Origin of the sequence: Providencia sp. PROV080 (genome assembly GCF_033688105.1) — a bacterium.
GTDB lineage: Bacteria > Pseudomonadota > Gammaproteobacteria > Enterobacterales > Enterobacteriaceae > Providencia > Providencia zhejiangensis.
The window spans coordinates 125,452-140,547 of the sequence record NZ_CP096347.1 but is presented as its reverse complement, the minus strand read 5'-3'; the positions used below and the strand labels follow the sequence as shown (position 1 = coordinate 140,547).

Here is a 15,096-nt window from a genome sequence, read left to right as displayed (position 1 = left end):
GTCGCTTGTCAATAACGGTCTAAAAGAAGATAGTTCTCGCCATCTGCAGAACAACCCGCTGAGTTAATCCATTTTATGTGAGGCAAAACATGGTTAAAAATACATTACGTCAAACCACCCTGATGGTCGCTACGGTTATGCCGCTGCTGTTCGGTAGCGCACCATTATGGGCTCAATCCGCTAATGCCAAAGCGAATATTCAGCAGCAACTGTCCGAGCTCGAGAAAAACTCCGGTGGCCGCCTTGGCGTGGCGCTGATCGATACCGCCGATAATTCGCAGATCCTGTATCGTGGGGATGAACGTTTTCCCATGTGTAGCACTAGCAAGGTGATGGCGGTGTCGGCGTTGTTAAAACAGAGCGAGATGGATAAAAATCTTTTGGCTAAGCGGATGGAAATCAAACAATCCGATCTGGTCAACTACAACCCGATCGCCGAAAAACACCTGGATACCGGGATGACCCTTGCAGAGCTCAGTGCCGCCGCCATCCAGTACAGTGACAACACGGCGATGAACAAGATCCTTGAGCATCTTGGCGGCCCGGCAAAAGTGACAGAGTATGCGCGTACTATTGGTGATAAAACCTTTCGTCTCGATCGTACCGAGCCTACTTTAAATACTGCCATTCCCAGCGATAAGCGTGACACTACCTCGCCGCTGGCGATGGCAAAAAGCCTGCAAACCCTAACTTTGGGCAAGGCGCTGGGTGAACCACAGCGTGCTCAACTGGTTGAATGGATGAAGGGGAACACTACCGGCGGAGCCAGCATTCGCGCAGGTCTGCCAGCCACGTGGGTGGTCGGTGATAAAACCGGCAGTGGTGATTACGGTACCACTAACGATATCGCCGTGATTTGGCCAGCGAACCACGCACCGTTGGTGTTGGTAACCTATTTCACTCAGCCACAGCAGAATGCAGAAGCCCGCAAAGACGTGTTGGCTGCTGCCGCTAAAATTGTCACCGAAGGGCTTTGAATCAGGGATATGCACCGCGTATCTGCGCCGGGATTTCGACTGACTAGTCCTAGCATAGGTTGACACTTTTATGCCTGTAAAACGCCTGATGCACCGTATCGGGCGTTTTGTATTTTAGTGCCTAGTGAGGCTGAACTCTGTTGTAAATTGCTATTGATTCCCTCACCATCTTTCTTGCCTGCTACAGATCTGCCGGGCGTGACAGCAAAAACTTCGTCTTCAGTATCTCGTTGACCTTTTCCGCCAATGCGTTCTGATAGGCTTTGTCGCATTAAGGGTTTCGCGCACATTTCCACGATAATGCTAACGTGGTCGGTAAAAATCTTTTATTTTCATTATATTGACCTTTTAAAAAAACCGACTGCCGACATTCACATTTTCGACTCTTCGATGATTTTATTGACCGTGGAACGTGCGATACTTATCATCTTTGCTATTTCTGTCGCTCCGGTTTCCTTTGACCTTCTCCCCGTTGATTCATACACACCGATGATAGTAATGTCTTCATATTGACGCGCTCCCAGTATGTGATCCATTCATAATTAGGAATATCCGGCTTCTGACCCCGCCCCCGAATATGCTCCAGTCATAATCAGGAATAACCGGCTTCATGTTGGTTACATATTCTGGCAACCGACAGATTTTTCTGCAAATTCGGACGGGGTCATCCATCCCAGAGTAGAATGGGGACGCTTCTGGTTATAGTGTATGCGCCAAGCCTCGATTTTGGACCGGGCATCTTCCAGCGACATGAACCAGTTTTCATTCAGGCACTCCTGCCGTAGCCTGCCATTGAACGACTCCACAGTCGCATTGTCCGTTGGGGTTCCCGGGCGTGAGGATCTTTAACCAATTCTGCCCATTCGACAGCGTCTGAGAGCATGTGTCCTCAGCAACTATAAGAGAAAGATAATGAGAGCCAGCATTTGAGCGAAGATTGTGAAGGTATGTGAAGCTAAGACAGCGGCAAAAGGGGATGATGTTGGCGTGTCATTTTATGCTTTTTTTGCCAACAAGAATGATGACCCGGAATTACTCATGTAAGTAGCCGAATGGTGGATCATGGAGATGAAGCTGGATCACTTTGAAAAAGCCTGAAAAATCATATCCCTTTTGTAATATAGTTGTAACTTAACTACTCCACTGCTGACAGAGTTTTCCTTTGCAGTAACTGAAATCGTACATATCAGAGAGGGACTGTAACCTGTCGCATCGGCTGTTTCGCGGATACTTAGTTTTTTAATACAGAACTTTCTCGTACCGCTCCTAGTCAGCCTGTTTACCCTGATATTTCCACATATTATGTGCGTGTTTATTCCGCGAAGTGAGGATGAAAAAAGCATTACGGCGTAAGCCGTAATAATCTCTCACCCTGCCAAGCTTGAACAATCCCAATTTAAGCCACGAAGAAGGTTATGTGAGTCGTCGGAGTGGTCCAGAGTAAGCCTTAATCGGGGCGTATCTCCGCGTTAGCGTGCCGTAAACCGTCCGATCGCAGTCAGTCGTGAAAACAGCCGCTGAACGCCAGTACGCGCATGTAAACCGTCAGATACTGCTCGTTGAGATTGCGCAGGAAATCAGCGACCAGCGCATCAACCAGCGCGGGACATCCGTCGTGATACTTAACTTCCAGAGCTCGAATATGCAGGCGCAAGTCGCTCATGGTGCTGGATAGCGCAGCCAGATCGTCACGCAGTTGTATATGTCCCTGATAATTTATTACGAAGCCTACGGCAGATCGTCGTTAGCGGCCGGGTACTGCTCCAGCAGTTCGTTACCGATATACCCAGAGCCTGTACGCCTCGCCCTATAACGGGTCAGGCTGACCGTGGAATACTGCAGCCGCCAGGCTGTTATGGCGGTGAGGATATGCCGCGAAGCCATCATCAGAAAGGCTAGTCGATGGCTGACGCCGGATAGGAGAGATAAATGTGCTCGTCCCGTTACCACATGGCGAGGTACACTGGCAGATTGCGAGCCGTTACAGCTATGCATGGAAAAGATTAGTTATGAATCAAAGATTGTTTCGATGGTATTGAATAAAACCATGGAATAAAAAATAATCATCCCATTAATAATCAGATATGATTAATAACATCTAATCATTATTAGCAGTTGTATAATGTTAACTATAATTAAGTCCCTGTAATTTATTTTGTGACTTTAATCACGAAAAGAGGTTTGTCCAGATTGGATTTGTTCTTATTGCTGCTGTTTAAAAATTGACGCAGAGCATGTTTTCATACTTTTAAAGTATACAAATCTTATCTATGAATGACGGCATTAACTTTATTTTTAATAGGATATGTATAATGAAATTGAAAATTTTTAAAACCCTCTACTAAGTTGACTGCTTTTACGCTAATGGGTATCATTTAAAAAAAGATATATTGGTGACTTATGAAACATACTTGTCATGATGTATTTATTCTAAGCCATGATAATCTTTCTGGGTATGGGTTGTACAATTTATGTTTAGAATCAGGTTTGTTTTCAAATGTAAGGATTTTCAAGGAACCATCTGATATTGAATCAGTTATTTATCGTTGTTTATTCTTAAATGAAGAGATCAAAAGAAAAACTGTCATTGTTACCTTTGATTGTGGAAGTAATGGTCCTAGGGAGTTGCCTTTTTTTTTAAAAAGACTTAGTTTGCTCAAGGAATACATTGACTTATTTTTATTAATGCCTCTTAATGCTTTTGGCTTACAGTATATTTATAAAAGCCTTAATAATACCATCAGAATTATTTCTGAAAATGAAAATCTTCCCAGCATTTTATGTAAATTAAAGTCTGAGAACTTCTTTGAGAAAGAGTTAGATTATCTCCCGTCATTTACGGAGCATGAATTAAAAGTTTTTTTTAACTTCCTCAATAACCCTTTACTCCCATGCAGGAACAGGCTTAAATATATGAGTGAATATATTATTTTAGATCGACTGGCAAAAAAAATTGGAATGACAAATAGAGAGTTGAGGAGTTGCCTCTATCAACTTAATTGCGATTATTATATACATTGATAATTCAATGTATATATAACCAATGAGAGTGAAGGGTATGCAATTAAATTACAATGGCGAAACGTGAATTATTATGGCTTACTATGAACCTATATTGTCAATGTCCGGAGCATTGTATGCTATAGAGGTATTAAGTAGAATAACTCACGCATCAAGAGGGGGGTATTTCTGCATCTGTTTTTTTGAAACTATAAGTGATGAAGTGATTTTTCATATTTTTAAGTACCAGTTGCGTCGCTTGAAAGAACATTATGAGTTTTTAATTTCAAGTAATGTTATTGCTTCTGTCAATATTACTTACAGTATTGCTGAATCAATAATTGCTGATAAGAAAATATAAAACGATATTAAGTTGTTAGGTTCTAGCATTTCGCTTGAGATATCAGAGAAATTTTTCTCTCGAAATGTAACATCAACTGCTTATGATAATATTTTATTTCAGCTTATGACCATTTGTCCACTTTGGCTCGATGACTTTGGTACAAAATCATCTAACTATGATTTGCTAAGTACTGGTTTTTTCTGTGGTTAAATTATATACACAGTTATTGCATGTATTGTCAAACGATGACATGGATAAGGTTTTATTATCATCAATTATTGATTATGTCAAAGTGAAAGGAATGAAGTGCATTATTGAAGGAGTAGAGAATTATTTTTTACTATCCATTTCAAAAGGCACGAATGCTACTGCTGCGCAAGGCTATTTGTGGTCTGGTGATTATGATCTTTATGATATGGCACGTAGGAAGTTACTTTAGAGAAATTAAAAGCATAACTAAATGCGGATGGTGTAATTAATGTATTAGGGGAGAGTTTGGATATCCAATATATGGCCACTCCCGTTTTTGCAACACTGATTTTTGACGATATCATTGGCTTGCTTAAAGGGGTTCTACGCCAGAACCGCCGAAATTTCCGTCACCCCAGTTTCAGCCCGGCGACCAGCATATCCAAGTCAATAATTTCATTGGAGCTCTGGAAGGTATAATGGCCGTTCAGCAAAATGTTATTCATAAATCTGAACCCAGCGTCCCAGATGATTTGTGGAAGGATATCCCAGTTCCATGACGACAACGGAGGCTTTCTTACCATACTGGTAATAGAGTTCGACGGCTCGGATACGATCCTCGGATGAATGCATAAATTAACTGCTGAAGGTGCAGGAATTTGTCCGCACCTTCCTCTGACTAAACAAACCCGCTGAAATGTTAAAAGCCGGGGAGTGGTTGCCCCCCGGCTTTAGTGACGTTTCGGTCACGCTCAGAAGAACATGCGGATCAGTTCAAGAAAGACGATTAACGCCTTCAGAACGATGATTGCTTTATTGATTAAAGCGCCCATCTGGAATAAAGACACCGTTGCTTGCTCTTACACTGCCTGTCACAACGGCTTCTCTTCGTCTTGTCAGTTATAGTTACCAAATTAATGCAACAGAAACGAAAAACTCACTGTCTATATATGATTAGATGAGTTGGATGATCTAAGCCCCCCGTTATCAATGGCGAAAGGTTAACTTATATTTTTCTTAACGCAATTGATGAATGGTTTTAATTTTTCCAAGTCTTTTTTAGGTATTTCTTTTTGCGATTTATCTGTTATGCTAAGTGTTCTTGTGTTTTTTTGCCCTCTTGTTATATCATACTTATCTGTGACGACATAACTATGATTATCAGGAATGAGTTTAGAGCACGAAAAAACATTGGTAGAAGAATGCACAAAGCTCGCGTATAGAAATAGAAACACATTGAGTGATCTAATTAACCTTTTCATTCTTACATCCTTTTAAATATTTAGTTAAAAGATATAATATTGATTTCTTTCTCAGGTTAGAGTGAATTCGTTTGGTTTGATAATCATTAAGCGTAATATTGAGTAACTAATTATATGTATTTATGTCAAGCTATTAGCCTTCTAAAGCTTTTGTCAAATTTAAGATAATCCACCTGTAGACTCAGAAGCAGGCTTATGGCTAAGGTTTTGAAATCATGTGTGTGTTGATTAATGAATACAAAAATAAACACTTCCCTATTGAAGCCCCTGACCCGATTGAAGTTATTAAGTTCAGGATGGAACAGCAGGGGCTGACGGTAAAAGATCTTGAGCTGGCAATCGGGAAATCTAACCGGGTCTATGAGGGGTCAGTTTGGATATCGAAAATTATTGTACGTTAAGGTTGTTTTTTGACCTTCCTACTTTAGCTGGCTTCAGCCCACGAAACTTACCAGAAGCCGGTATCCGGTTGTCTTCCCGCGCCGTCAGGCTGGAGCCGGAAGACCTGAAGTCCCTTTCTCTCCCCTGTATTCTCCACTGGAACATGAATCATTTCTTTGTGCTTCATAAGGTTCGTGGGAGCCGGCTGGTTATACATGATCCCGATAAGGGGAAGGTGACAATCTCCCTGCCGGACGCAGAGAAACACTTCACTGGCGTCGCGCTGGAGCTGATGCCAGCCAGCGATTTCACGGCTAGAGATGAAAGAAAGAAAATTCGTCTTCGCCAGCTGACAGGCAAAACACCCAGCCTGCTGGCGGCAATGTCCCGCATCAGCGTTTTCGCCTTGGCGCTGGAGATACTGACATTAGGAAGTCCTCTTCTCCACCAACTGGTGATCGATGAGGTCCTGGTTGCCGCCGATCGAAGCCTGCTGAGCGTTATCATCATTGCCTTGTTGCTGCTGTCACTGACCCAAATGTTGCTGTCGCTGGCTCGCCAGTGGGCTAGTATTACGCTGTCCGTCAATTTTAATATGCAGTGGACAGCCCGGGTGTTCCATCATCTGGTCCGTCTCCCTCTGGCCTAGTTTGATGGGAGTATTAATGCCCGTTTTGAGGCGGTAGATACGATACAGCAGACGCTGGACGGAAAGGCGGACGCCCATATAAGATGACACCCGCTAAATTGCGACTCAGCTATTGATCTTGACAAGAAAAAGCTACCTAAAGGATTCGCCAGCGATAACTATTTCGCAGGAGAAATGGAAAATCTCACCTTTGCGCGAAATGTGTTCGTCAAATCACACGTAGTAAAATATGTCAATTTCTGGCCGTGCGAATGGAACAACGACCACAATTATATGGGGCGGCTGTTTGAGTTTGCCAGTGCCAACAATATTGGACTTGGTGGCTCGGATGTCGTCCCCAACCGCAAGGCACAAATGGAGAACTCATATCCGTTCTTCAATAAACACAAAAGCAAGCTGGATCTCATTGCTATGGCAGTACAGGAACCGACCTTGACTTACAGGAACCCTAATACGGGTAAGCCATTTAGCAAGGATGAGTTTGTACAATTCGCAGAAGATTATCTTGGTGCGGATATCATCTTCTGGAGCACGGCGTCTCCCTGGTTGACTAAGAAATAGGTAATAGTCGCGAGATCATGTTGTAGGGTCTTTTCTGGATAAAATCGCGGCAGCAGTTGGACAACAGCACTAATAACGAGCGTAAGTTATTGTGCAGACTGGTTCGAATGTTGTCGCCTTTGCACTGCGGAAATTTCTGGGATTCCAGCCTAGAACCCCATATAACTGAAGAACATCCCCCTAAGCGTCAGCAGCAAGCTGCCGCCGTCAAAGCCCCGGAAATCACGCCCTTTACGTCGCAAGCGCCGTAAAACCCACTCACCGGGGTTAAAAAGGTATTACCTTAACTTCTTCAGTGCTGTAAGCTGGTTAAGGCTAATGAGGACAGGAGATGGACAGGCAGTATTTTATAGTCCGGTAGCCTGCTCTCCCGGGCTTACGGCGCCATTTAGCTTCACAGACACATACAGCTTCATCTGGCGCCTCTATGCCGCTGAAGCGGCATTCAGAAGCTTCTCGATGTCGTTAGTGATTTCAGATTCAAACGTCTGCTTTGTTTCAGAAGCGGAGGTGACTTTGGTCACAGTGCGTTTTGTTTATGACACGACAGCGTTGAATGCTCTTTTCGCTGATTTGCCTGAGCAGAGTGCAATACCGCAGATAATCAGTAGCGCGCTAACCAGATGATATAAATGTAATGGCTCACTGAGAAACATCACGCTGAATAAACCACCACTCAGCGGGATGAAATGGGAAAACACTTCTCCACGCGTCGCGCCAATCGCCTGAATGCCTTTATTCCACAACAAATACGAGAGCCACGACGGAAAAATAATCAGGTACAGCAGACCAGGGCCGACGCATGATCATTCTTTGCGCTAGTTGATCAAGTATCGATCAGTTGAGCGGCGCCAAGTACGATTTTAATTGTACCTTGCGTTGCCAAGCTGTAAATAGTCGAGATCTTAACTAACTGTTTATTATTATGGCCCAGAAGTCTTTGCTCGACTACCTTGAATCAATTCCAGACCCACGCAATCAGGCCAAGTGCTCGCATATCTTGTCAGAGGTTGTTTTCATGGCCATCTGCGCCATGATGTGCGGTTTTGATACTTGGAGCGAGATTACCTTGTTTGCTCAAGAGCGAGAGCCATGGTTCCGGCGCTGGTTGAGCTTGCCTGGCGGCATTCCATCTCACGACACATTCAACCGCATTTTTGCCACTCTGCCTCCCGCCAGTCTGAAATCCATTTTTCAAGCGTGGATCGGCGACATCATGGGCGATGATAAGCTGGTTGGCCAACTAGCGGTTGATGGTAAAGCTCTTCGTGCTACCGCTAAAGGACGAGGAGCCAACGCTGTTCATATGGTCAATGTCTGGTCAACTGAGCTGGGAATGTGTGTTGGCCAGCAAAAAGTCGCTGACAAGTCTAACGAGATCACGGCAATACCTGAGCTACTACAACTTCTTGAATTAAAAGGGTGTTTGGTCAGTATTGATGCGATGGGTACACAGGTGAAAATCGCCGATACCATCCTCAAGAAGTCGGGTGATTATTTGCTTGCAGTGAAAGACAACCAACCTAGCCTCAATACTGAAGTAAAAGAACAGTTCCAAGCGTATTGGGATAAGAATGAAACCGATGTTTCGGGGCCCGGTTTTACTGAACAATTTGACTCAGAACATGGGCGAAAAGAACATCGACGTTGTTGGGTTCTGGTGGTTGATGAAAGCATGCCTGTTTGCCAGCAGTGGAAAGCGAAGACCATTATAGCCGTGCAGGCTGAGCGAGTTGAAAATGGCAAAGGCTATGATTTCGTGAGATTTTATATAAGTAGCCGAGCGTTGGATGCCACCTCAGCGCTGAAGGCAACCCGAGCACACTGGTCGGTAGAAAATCTGCTGCACTGGACATTAGATATTGCGTTCGGAGAGGATCAACTTCAGGCCAGAGCGGGCTTCGCTGGAGAAAACTTAGCGGTCATCAGGCAGTGGATACTGAACATACTGAAGCAAAACAAGTCACGTAATCTGAGCATGGCCAACAAGCGCAGGCTCTGCTGTCTGAATGAACAATATTTGTTCGAATGTATGGGGTTGTTCAAAGTATAAACACTGATGCGTCAGCCCTGTACAGCAGACCAATAACCAAACCGCTGTGACTAAATTCGGCAAGCGCCGGAATACCATTTTTTGCCATAGATAAAATCAATATTGGAAGAAGCACTACAGCACCAATCATTGAGCTAACAGCCACAAACGCATTCCCCACTACTTCACGAGGTTTAAGACGCAGAAACGCGCAATATAATGCCCAACTTGCTGCCGAGCCCATCGTCCACAGATCGCCACGATTGAGATGCTTTAGGGTATCTAGGTGCCATAAATCCCCCTGCATCACCAGCCAGACCACACCGAAAGAACTGATAATAACCCCGGCGATATTCTGAGCTGTTATTTTTTCTTTGAAAATGGTTTTATTGATCAATAAAACCAATGCCGGAGTCGTAGATAAATAAATGGCAGCATTAAGCGATGATGTATATTGCAAGCCAATGTACAGGGTCAGTGGAAATAATACCTGGCCAAACAAAGCCAGGAAAATGATTATGTGAAAAGAGCGCTGCATAGCGTTCCATTGCCCACGAATCTGCCTGTAGTAGAGAGCTACAAGCAATATGGAAGTTGTGGGAGGAAAATAAAGTGTCATCCTAACTACAGGACCCTGCAACGTAGCAATTCCTGCAAAAATCCATTTAAAACAATGACTTATTTCAATTCTGCCATCTGCAAGCGTTTTGTGGGGATGGAGGCCGGAATCATTAAAGTATCATCCTAATTTTCGCTCAACCTTGGAAAATGCTGAGAATCGTAAAAATAAAGTTTCATCCTTTCCGCTACTAGTTCAAGGCTTTCTTCCGGCCGCCGGCAACAACGCTGCTTGGCTGAGGCGATCCACTTGCGCTACCGCTCACTGATCAGATCGAACTTGAACTCGACGAGCAGCCAACCATCAGGCCGAGCGTGATCGCCAAAAAAAACGGATCATGCGAAATCCTTCGTTGAGTTTGGCGCGGGTTTTAGCAAATCAGCTGGCCCGCGATCCGGTTGAGAGTGATCCGAAGCGGTCCTTGACGACCGGCACAAATCGGCCGATTCTGTTGAAAAAGTAGCTTTAGCGGCAGCCTGCCGATCAGGTGTGCCTGCTGTCGAAGTGGCTGCAAGCCACTTCAAGTTGCCTTCCGGCGTTTCACTGAGCGTCCTTGCTCAGGTTTAAGGGTTAATTTGAGGGTTTCTGCTCGTAGCAGGCATACCTATCCCGTCAGCGGTGGCCCTTGAGGCAAAAGCTTGGCCATGCGGCGCAGGTTCTGCACCATCGCAGCCAAGGTGAATTCGTCAGTGGCACCCGTTAGGCCACGCAGTCGTAAACGGTCGAGTTTCATGATCCGTTTGAGGTGGGCGAAAAGCATCTCCACCTTCTTTCGTTCGCAGCGAGAGACGAGGTACTCCGGTGTCTTGGCGATGCGTCGAGCCACGTCGCGGGCAGCCTCATGGATGCTGCGGACGATCTTCCGATTCGGCGTGTTGGGGCAGCATTTCGCTTTCAACGGGCAGGTGGCGCAGTCGGTTTGGCTGGAGCGGTAAATGACGGTTTTGGCCTTAGTTACCCGCGACCTTTGCTGGGTGAAGGCGCGCCATTCACTGCGTAGCGGTTTGCCGGCTGGGCAGCGATATTCATTGGCGTCCTGACTCCAGTGAAAGTCGTTACTGGAGAGGCTGTCGTCCTTGCGCTCGGTCTTGTCCCACACCGGCACATGCGGTTCGATGTCCTTTTCTTCGACCATCCAGGCCAGCATCGGGGCGGTGCCATAAGCGGTATCGCCGATAAGGCGTTCCGGTGTGAGATCGAACTGCGCCTCGACACGCTCGACCATCGTCCTAGTCGAATCGACTTCGGCGGTACGGTGCGCCGGGGTAGCTTCCACGTCCATGATCACACCGTGCTCAGTGTCGATCAGGTAATTCGTGGAGTAGGCAAAAAAGGCCGGGCCACCTGGCGCTGCTGTCCAACGGGACTGAGGATCAGTGAGCGAAATTTTCTTGGGAAGAGCCTCAGCCAGCGCCTCTTCATCAAGGGCTTCGAGGTACTCGCGCACTGCGCGGCTGCTGAGCTTTGGATCGTTCCAATCGACCTCATCTCCCGCCACCCCACGTTGCCGGCTGGCATCCGCCTTAATGATGCTGGCGTCGACGGCGAAACCTTCACCCTTGACTAGGCCGGCTGCCATGCAGCGCCGCAGCACCTCATTGAATAACCAGCGGAATAGATCGCTGTCACGAAAACGCCCATGGCGATTCTTCGAGAAGGTCGAGTGATTGGGGACTTCGTCTTCCAGACCCAACCGGCAGAACCAGCGATAGGCCAGGTTCAGGTGCACCTCTTCGCACAATCGCCGCTCGGAACGAATGCCATAGCAGTAGCCGACGACCAGCATGCGCACCATCAACTCCGGGTCAATCGAGGGACGCCCGATGGGGCTATAGAAATCTGCCAGGTAGGCACGTAGATCACTGAGATCCAAGCACTGGTCGATGCTGCGCAGGAGATGTTGGGCCGGGACGTGATCTTCCAGATTGAACGAGTAGAACAGGCGCTGCTGTCCTCCCGGTAACTGTCCCATCATGCTGTTCGCCCCCACGCTCGCTGACAAAGCAATTTTGCCAACGGCATGGGGAGGCCGCTACTTTTTCAACAGAATCGGCCGCACACAGCCATTCGGCTCAACAGAACCCTGCCTTTACCCCACCAAACTCCGGAAACTCGCCCGGTAGTCCGTCGGCTTGAGATGCACATGTTGGCTGAGGTCGCCGGGTAGCGTGAACAGGCGCGGACCGTCCCGAAACTGGAACACGCGATACAGATGGAATTGATCGCCCGCCTCCTTGGAGAATTCGAGTTCGTTGTGGCTGACCAAGAAAGACGAGCCTACCCCGCCATTGGTGGTTTTCACCTCGATGAAGCGCTCATGGGCGTCCTCTTCGAACGACAGGATGTCGAACCCCGCACCGTCTCCCTGGGTGTCGGACACCCAATCCAGCCGCTGAAAAAGCTCTGGGTGGCCGAGCTCGGTCAGGCGTTGCTGTTCGTAGCCAATCACCCACTGCTCCCCTGCCCGGCCCAGCTTGCGGTTGGCTTCATCGCGAGCGGCATAATCGAACTTTCGCGGTAGGCGTTGCCGTAGAGATGCCGGGGTACGCACAAGCACTTCACGGGCGGGTGGTTCTACCAAAGCCGCTCGGTAGGTTTTGTCACCCGGAAGTTTTACCTCCTCCAGGGCATCGACAAGAGCGCCGACCGTCTGCTGATGTTCCAGAACGTAGGCGTGTACGGATTTACGCAGCAGCAGTTGGCTGTTGCCGCGTGGCTTGTAGCCGTTGATATAGGGCAGGCCCAGGGCATCGAGTACGGCGCTAATGTTCTGGTGCTTGAGCTCGACTGAAGACTTGCTGCGACCGTTCAGCAGTTGGCGCAGTGCCTGGTTGTGCTCGGACTTGTGGTACGGCTCCCCAGCCGCCTCGGCACGCAGCATGTCGAAATAGTCTTCGACCGTGGCCAGGACCTCTTCTTCGGACCAGTCTTCGCCGATGCGAATGATGCGAAACCCGAGCCGCGTCAGCGCCGGAACGACGGTCGTCTCGCCACCGGAGAAGCTGTCAGCAGTGAGCGGGCCCTGCTCGGGAAATTGCTTGCCGAAGGCCACACCGGCGATGGCCTTGGAATCGCAATCGGTGCCGGTCTTCGGATCACGTACCAGGAAGTCGCGGGACTTGCCGTAGCCGTGGCGCGCCAGGAATTTCGTGCGGCCCAGTTGCACGAACTCATCGATGGCAGCCTGCACGGCGGCGGGGCTTCGAAGCTGGGAGAGTTGAGACACAGGGTCCTTCCTTACTGTCATGGTGTGCCGGGAACCGCCGAGCCACGAGATTATGAGTAGCCCCTGAACAGAAACGTCACGATAAAAGCCGTGAACGCCACCAGGCCCATTAAATCCCTTGCGTATTTGCAGCCCGTGCTGTCCAAACCTGTACCAGGTCCGATCAACACGCTCCAACCATTGAGGTACGAAAACACCGCCTGACCGAACAAAAAATGCGTGATAGCCGCCGCAGCCATGACGCCGGAATCGTCAGACAGGCTGTAGCTGTTGACCATTGCCCTGTACGCCTGCATCTGAAATGGCTATTGCCCTGATGGGAGCCGGCTTTTCAGCCACCGACACCAGCGATGCCGTCAATATTCTTTACCCGATAACCATGACCGTACAAGCTAACAAGGCCTGGCAAGCCAGCGGACTTAAAAAGTCTTTTTTTGGTGTTTTTGGGGTTTGGCATATCTACGGTGCTGGTGCGTCGGTCTTCCCGTAAGGGGATGGATCTTGAGCTGACATGGCTCCAGTCGTTGAAGGTCGTGCTGGTTCGTGGAGCTGTTGCATTGGGCCTGGGTTTTGGCATTGGCAGGCTTGTATTGATGGGGATGCAGTATGGTTTCCTGAGTGAGTCTGTCCTGAGGGAACATGCACTTGTCTCCGTAGCGGTGGTTCTGATCTGTGGGCTTGGTTCGTTCGTTGCGTTTCAGTGGATCATCGGGAGGATCTCTGGAAGATCGATCAGCGTCGTTTCTGTGATCAAAGCTGTGATGTACGAGTCTGGTTACTTTGTGCTGTCGATGCTTATCTTGTTGGTGATACTCGTCCTGTTCGGCCTTGCATACGAGACTTTTTTCTAAAAAAACAGTGTTGATTATTTTTTGTTCAGTGATCAAAAGGATAAATATAAAGATCTTTAGATCTTTGTATAAAGGATTAAAAACGGTTAAAGACAGGTTAGACGTTCTAAATCACCACTCAACACATTGATATTACTGGTGTTTTCATATTTATTCCGTGCAACAAACCCATAGGTTGCCGTGCAGCGTTCCCATAGGTTGCCGTGCAACGTCCCCACATACCCTTGGATCTTATCCACTGTTATCCACACGGAACCCCTCTTTTTTCCACAAAATCCTTACAAAACAGAGCTTTCGTGCAGCGTTCCCACATATCAGATCTGGTGTTCGTGCAGTATTCCCACATGTCTTAGGTCATACGTGCAGTCGCCCCATATACAATTTTCTGAACGTGCAACGTACCCACATTTCAATTTTGGTCGTTTTTTGCACCGTGCAGCGTACCCACATATGATCGTGCAGCGTTCCCATATACCAAAACCCCGTTTATGCACAGGAAATGTGGATAACTTTTGGCCTCTTTTTGTGTGCGCGTGATCACTTTATGGACTATTAGAGTCATTTTGACTGCTTTTTTAGGTTTGTCCTGATCTGTCAATCTTTGTTCTGCTTCGTCAATCGTGCAGAGTTCCCATATATCGAGAGGTTCAGGACCTGCTTTCGTGCAACGTACCCACATATCAAATCTCATAACGTGCAGGTCCCCCACATCCTCACCCTTTAACTATCAATACCTTACGGGAACCACTCTACGGGAACCACTGGAGCAGCATGGCACTTATCCTTCGTCGTGGCTTACGCTTGCACGATACTGAGACTCAGCTTGCGACTACCGTGCAGCGATCCCATATATAGAGCCCCAGCCCACGCTGCATCTGGGGTCACGTTCGCTCTATCCGTGCAGCTCCCCCATATGCGGAGGCATTCCGTTTCCGGTCCTGCCTGGTGGGCGTACCTTGTGCGCTTTCTTCTGGCATAAAAAAAGGCGCTGACGCGCCTATCTTTC

Annotated in this window: 14 protein-coding genes and 9 pseudogenes; 11 read left to right on the top strand and 12 right to left on the bottom strand. The window is 47.5% G+C overall.

All coding sequences use genetic code 11. From position 1 onward, the window contains the following. Nucleotides 1–89 precede the first annotated feature (89 nt). Nucleotides 90–977 carry an extended-spectrum class A beta-lactamase SFO-1 gene (locus M1F03_RS19585; protein WP_032489477.1) on the top strand — a complete coding sequence of 296 codons (888 nt, stop codon included), beginning with the start codon at nucleotides 90–92 and terminating at the stop codon, nucleotides 975–977. A gap of 49 nt (nucleotides 978–1,026) precedes the next feature. On the opposite strand, the pseudogene M1F03_RS19580 reads toward M1F03_RS19585, so the two are convergent. Further along, nucleotides 1,027–1,236: pseudogene (locus M1F03_RS19580) on the bottom strand (integrase core domain-containing protein); the annotation flags it as partial. A gap of 358 nt (nucleotides 1,237–1,594) precedes the next feature. Beyond that, nucleotides 1,595–1,816 (bottom strand): annotated as a pseudogene (locus M1F03_RS19575) (integrase core domain-containing protein); the annotation flags it as partial. 100 nt (nucleotides 1,817–1,916) lie between these two features. Between M1F03_RS19575 and M1F03_RS19570 the strand changes: the two are divergent. Continuing rightward, nucleotides 1,917–2,075: pseudogene (locus tag M1F03_RS19570) on the top strand (DUF6500 family protein). Between the two features lie 56 nt (nucleotides 2,076–2,131). Here the strand turns inward: M1F03_RS19570 and M1F03_RS19565 are convergent. Together M1F03_RS19565 and M1F03_RS19560 are read right to left on the bottom strand one after the other, a co-directional pair. Next, nucleotides 2,132–2,291, bottom strand: a pseudogene (locus M1F03_RS19565) (resolvase); the annotation flags it as partial. A gap of 184 nt (nucleotides 2,292–2,475) precedes the next feature. After that, entirely contained in the window at nucleotides 2,476–2,640 is a 165-nt protein-coding gene (locus M1F03_RS19560; protein ID WP_154590091.1) for a hypothetical protein, read from the bottom strand. Nucleotides 2,641–3,377: 737 nt separating this feature from the next. Here M1F03_RS19560 and M1F03_RS19555 point away from each other — a divergent pair. From M1F03_RS19555 to M1F03_RS19545, 3 genes are all read left to right on the top strand, one after another. Next, nucleotides 3,378–3,998 (top strand): hypothetical protein, encoded by a 621-nt coding sequence (locus tag M1F03_RS19555; RefSeq protein WP_142351763.1) that lies wholly within the window; start codon nucleotides 3,378–3,380, stop codon nucleotides 3,996–3,998. Between the two features lie 73 nt (nucleotides 3,999–4,071). Then, complete coding sequence (locus tag M1F03_RS19550) at nucleotides 4,072–4,338, top strand: hypothetical protein (RefSeq protein WP_142351764.1); 267 nt, start codon at nucleotides 4,072–4,074, stop codon at nucleotides 4,336–4,338. 184 nt (nucleotides 4,339–4,522) lie between these two features. After that, complete coding sequence (locus M1F03_RS19545; RefSeq protein WP_172436302.1) at nucleotides 4,523–4,759, top strand: EAL domain-containing protein; 237 nt, start codon at nucleotides 4,523–4,525, stop codon at nucleotides 4,757–4,759. Between the two features lie 248 nt (nucleotides 4,760–5,007). On the opposite strand, the gene M1F03_RS19540 is transcribed toward M1F03_RS19545, so the two are convergent. Together M1F03_RS19540 and dinQ are read right to left on the bottom strand one after the other, a co-directional pair. Continuing rightward, nucleotides 5,008–5,142: a hypothetical protein gene (locus tag M1F03_RS19540; protein WP_269447257.1), complete on the bottom strand. Its 135-nt coding sequence runs from the start codon at nucleotides 5,140–5,142 to the stop codon at nucleotides 5,008–5,010. A gap of 119 nt (nucleotides 5,143–5,261) precedes the next feature. Beyond that, entirely contained in the window at nucleotides 5,262–5,342 is an 81-nt protein-coding gene (dinQ, locus tag M1F03_RS20070) for a damage-inducible type I toxin DinQ (RefSeq protein ID WP_350445702.1), read from the bottom strand. Between the two features lie 635 nt (nucleotides 5,343–5,977). Here dinQ and M1F03_RS19535 point away from each other — a divergent pair. The 3 pseudogenes from M1F03_RS19535 to M1F03_RS19525 form a co-directional block, all read left to right on the top strand. After that, nucleotides 5,978–6,136, top strand: a pseudogene (locus tag M1F03_RS19535) (helix-turn-helix domain-containing protein); the annotation flags it as partial. 92 nt (nucleotides 6,137–6,228) lie between these two features. Further along, a pseudogene (locus tag M1F03_RS19530) lies at nucleotides 6,229–6,798 on the top strand (cysteine peptidase family C39 domain-containing protein); the annotation flags it as partial. Nucleotides 6,799–6,903: 105 nt separating this feature from the next. Continuing rightward, nucleotides 6,904–7,362 (top strand): annotated as a pseudogene (locus M1F03_RS19525) (hypothetical protein); the annotation flags it as partial. Between the two features lie 536 nt (nucleotides 7,363–7,898). On the opposite strand, the pseudogene M1F03_RS19520 reads toward M1F03_RS19525, so the two are convergent. Continuing rightward, nucleotides 7,899–8,153: pseudogene (locus M1F03_RS19520) on the bottom strand (EamA family transporter); the annotation flags it as partial. A gap of 134 nt (nucleotides 8,154–8,287) precedes the next feature. Here M1F03_RS19520 and M1F03_RS19515 point away from each other — a divergent pair. Then, nucleotides 8,288–9,415, top strand: coding sequence for an ISAs1-like element ISKpn9 family transposase (locus M1F03_RS19515; RefSeq protein ID WP_169033305.1), 1,128 nt, complete (start codon nucleotides 8,288–8,290; stop codon nucleotides 9,413–9,415). A 19-nt stretch (nucleotides 9,416–9,434) separates the two neighbouring features. Here M1F03_RS19515 and M1F03_RS19510 read toward each other — a convergent pair. The 4 genes and pseudogenes from M1F03_RS19510 to M1F03_RS19495 all read right to left on the bottom strand — a co-directional run. After that, nucleotides 9,435–10,055, bottom strand: a pseudogene (locus M1F03_RS19510) (DMT family transporter); the annotation flags it as partial. Between the two features lie 562 nt (nucleotides 10,056–10,617). Further along, nucleotides 10,618–11,988, bottom strand: a complete 1,371-nt coding sequence (locus M1F03_RS19505; protein ID WP_000971921.1) for an IS1182-like element ISCfr1 family transposase — start codon at nucleotides 11,986–11,988, stop codon at nucleotides 10,618–10,620. A 114-nt stretch (nucleotides 11,989–12,102) separates the two neighbouring features. Continuing rightward, complete coding sequence (locus tag M1F03_RS19500; protein WP_000080861.1) at nucleotides 12,103–13,239, bottom strand: DUF3883 domain-containing protein; 1,137 nt, start codon at nucleotides 13,237–13,239, stop codon at nucleotides 12,103–12,105. A gap of 50 nt (nucleotides 13,240–13,289) precedes the next feature. Continuing rightward, on the bottom strand, nucleotides 13,290–13,517 hold the full coding sequence (locus M1F03_RS19495) for a hypothetical protein (RefSeq protein WP_000248278.1): 228 nt from the start codon (nucleotides 13,515–13,517) through the stop codon (nucleotides 13,290–13,292). A 23-nt stretch (nucleotides 13,518–13,540) separates the two neighbouring features. Between M1F03_RS19495 and M1F03_RS19490 the strand changes: the two genes are divergently transcribed. Together M1F03_RS19490 and M1F03_RS19485 are read left to right on the top strand one after the other, a co-directional pair. Then, nucleotides 13,541–13,729 (top strand): hypothetical protein, encoded by a 189-nt coding sequence (locus M1F03_RS19490; RefSeq protein WP_272572978.1) that lies wholly within the window; start codon nucleotides 13,541–13,543, stop codon nucleotides 13,727–13,729. 4 nt (nucleotides 13,730–13,733) lie between these two features. Then, nucleotides 13,734–14,090 (top strand): hypothetical protein, encoded by a 357-nt coding sequence (locus M1F03_RS19485; protein WP_000362652.1) that lies wholly within the window; start codon nucleotides 13,734–13,736, stop codon nucleotides 14,088–14,090. An 86-nt stretch (nucleotides 14,091–14,176) separates the two neighbouring features. Here M1F03_RS19485 and M1F03_RS19480 read toward each other — a convergent pair whose 3' ends face one another. Continuing rightward, nucleotides 14,177–14,341 (bottom strand): hypothetical protein, encoded by a 165-nt coding sequence (locus M1F03_RS19480; RefSeq protein WP_014342194.1) that lies wholly within the window; start codon nucleotides 14,339–14,341, stop codon nucleotides 14,177–14,179. Nucleotides 14,342–15,096: the final 755 nt, after the last annotated feature.

What these genes read in the sequence shown, in the direction of transcription:
- M1F03_RS19585 (WP_032489477.1), top strand. Translation starts at nt 90, where the DNA reads ATGGTTAAAAATACATTACGTCAAACCACCCTGATGGTCGCTACGGTT.
- M1F03_RS19560 (WP_154590091.1), bottom strand. Translation starts at nt 2,640, where the DNA reads ATGAGCGACTTGCGCCTGCATATTCGAGCTCTGGAAGTTAAGTATCAC.
- M1F03_RS19555 (WP_142351763.1), top strand. Translation starts at nt 3,378, where the DNA reads ATGAAACATACTTGTCATGATGTATTTATTCTAAGCCATGATAATCTT.
- M1F03_RS19550 (WP_142351764.1), top strand. Translation starts at nt 4,072, where the DNA reads ATGGCTTACTATGAACCTATATTGTCAATGTCCGGAGCATTGTATGCT.
- M1F03_RS19540 (WP_269447257.1), bottom strand. Translation starts at nt 5,142, where the DNA reads ATGCATTCATCCGAGGATCGTATCCGAGCCGTCGAACTCTATTACCAG.
- dinQ (WP_350445702.1), bottom strand. Translation starts at nt 5,342, where the DNA reads ATGGGCGCTTTAATCAATAAAGCAATCATCGTTCTGAAGGCGTTAATC.
- M1F03_RS19515 (WP_169033305.1), top strand. Translation starts at nt 8,288, where the DNA reads ATGGCCCAGAAGTCTTTGCTCGACTACCTTGAATCAATTCCAGACCCA.
- M1F03_RS19505 (WP_000971921.1), bottom strand. Translation starts at nt 11,988, where the DNA reads ATGATGGGACAGTTACCGGGAGGACAGCAGCGCCTGTTCTACTCGTTC.
- M1F03_RS19495 (WP_000248278.1), bottom strand. Translation starts at nt 13,517, where the DNA reads ATGGTCAACAGCTACAGCCTGTCTGACGATTCCGGCGTCATGGCTGCG.
- M1F03_RS19490 (WP_272572978.1), top strand. Translation starts at nt 13,541, where the DNA reads ATGGCTATTGCCCTGATGGGAGCCGGCTTTTCAGCCACCGACACCAGC.
- M1F03_RS19485 (WP_000362652.1), top strand. Translation starts at nt 13,734, where the DNA reads ATGGATCTTGAGCTGACATGGCTCCAGTCGTTGAAGGTCGTGCTGGTT.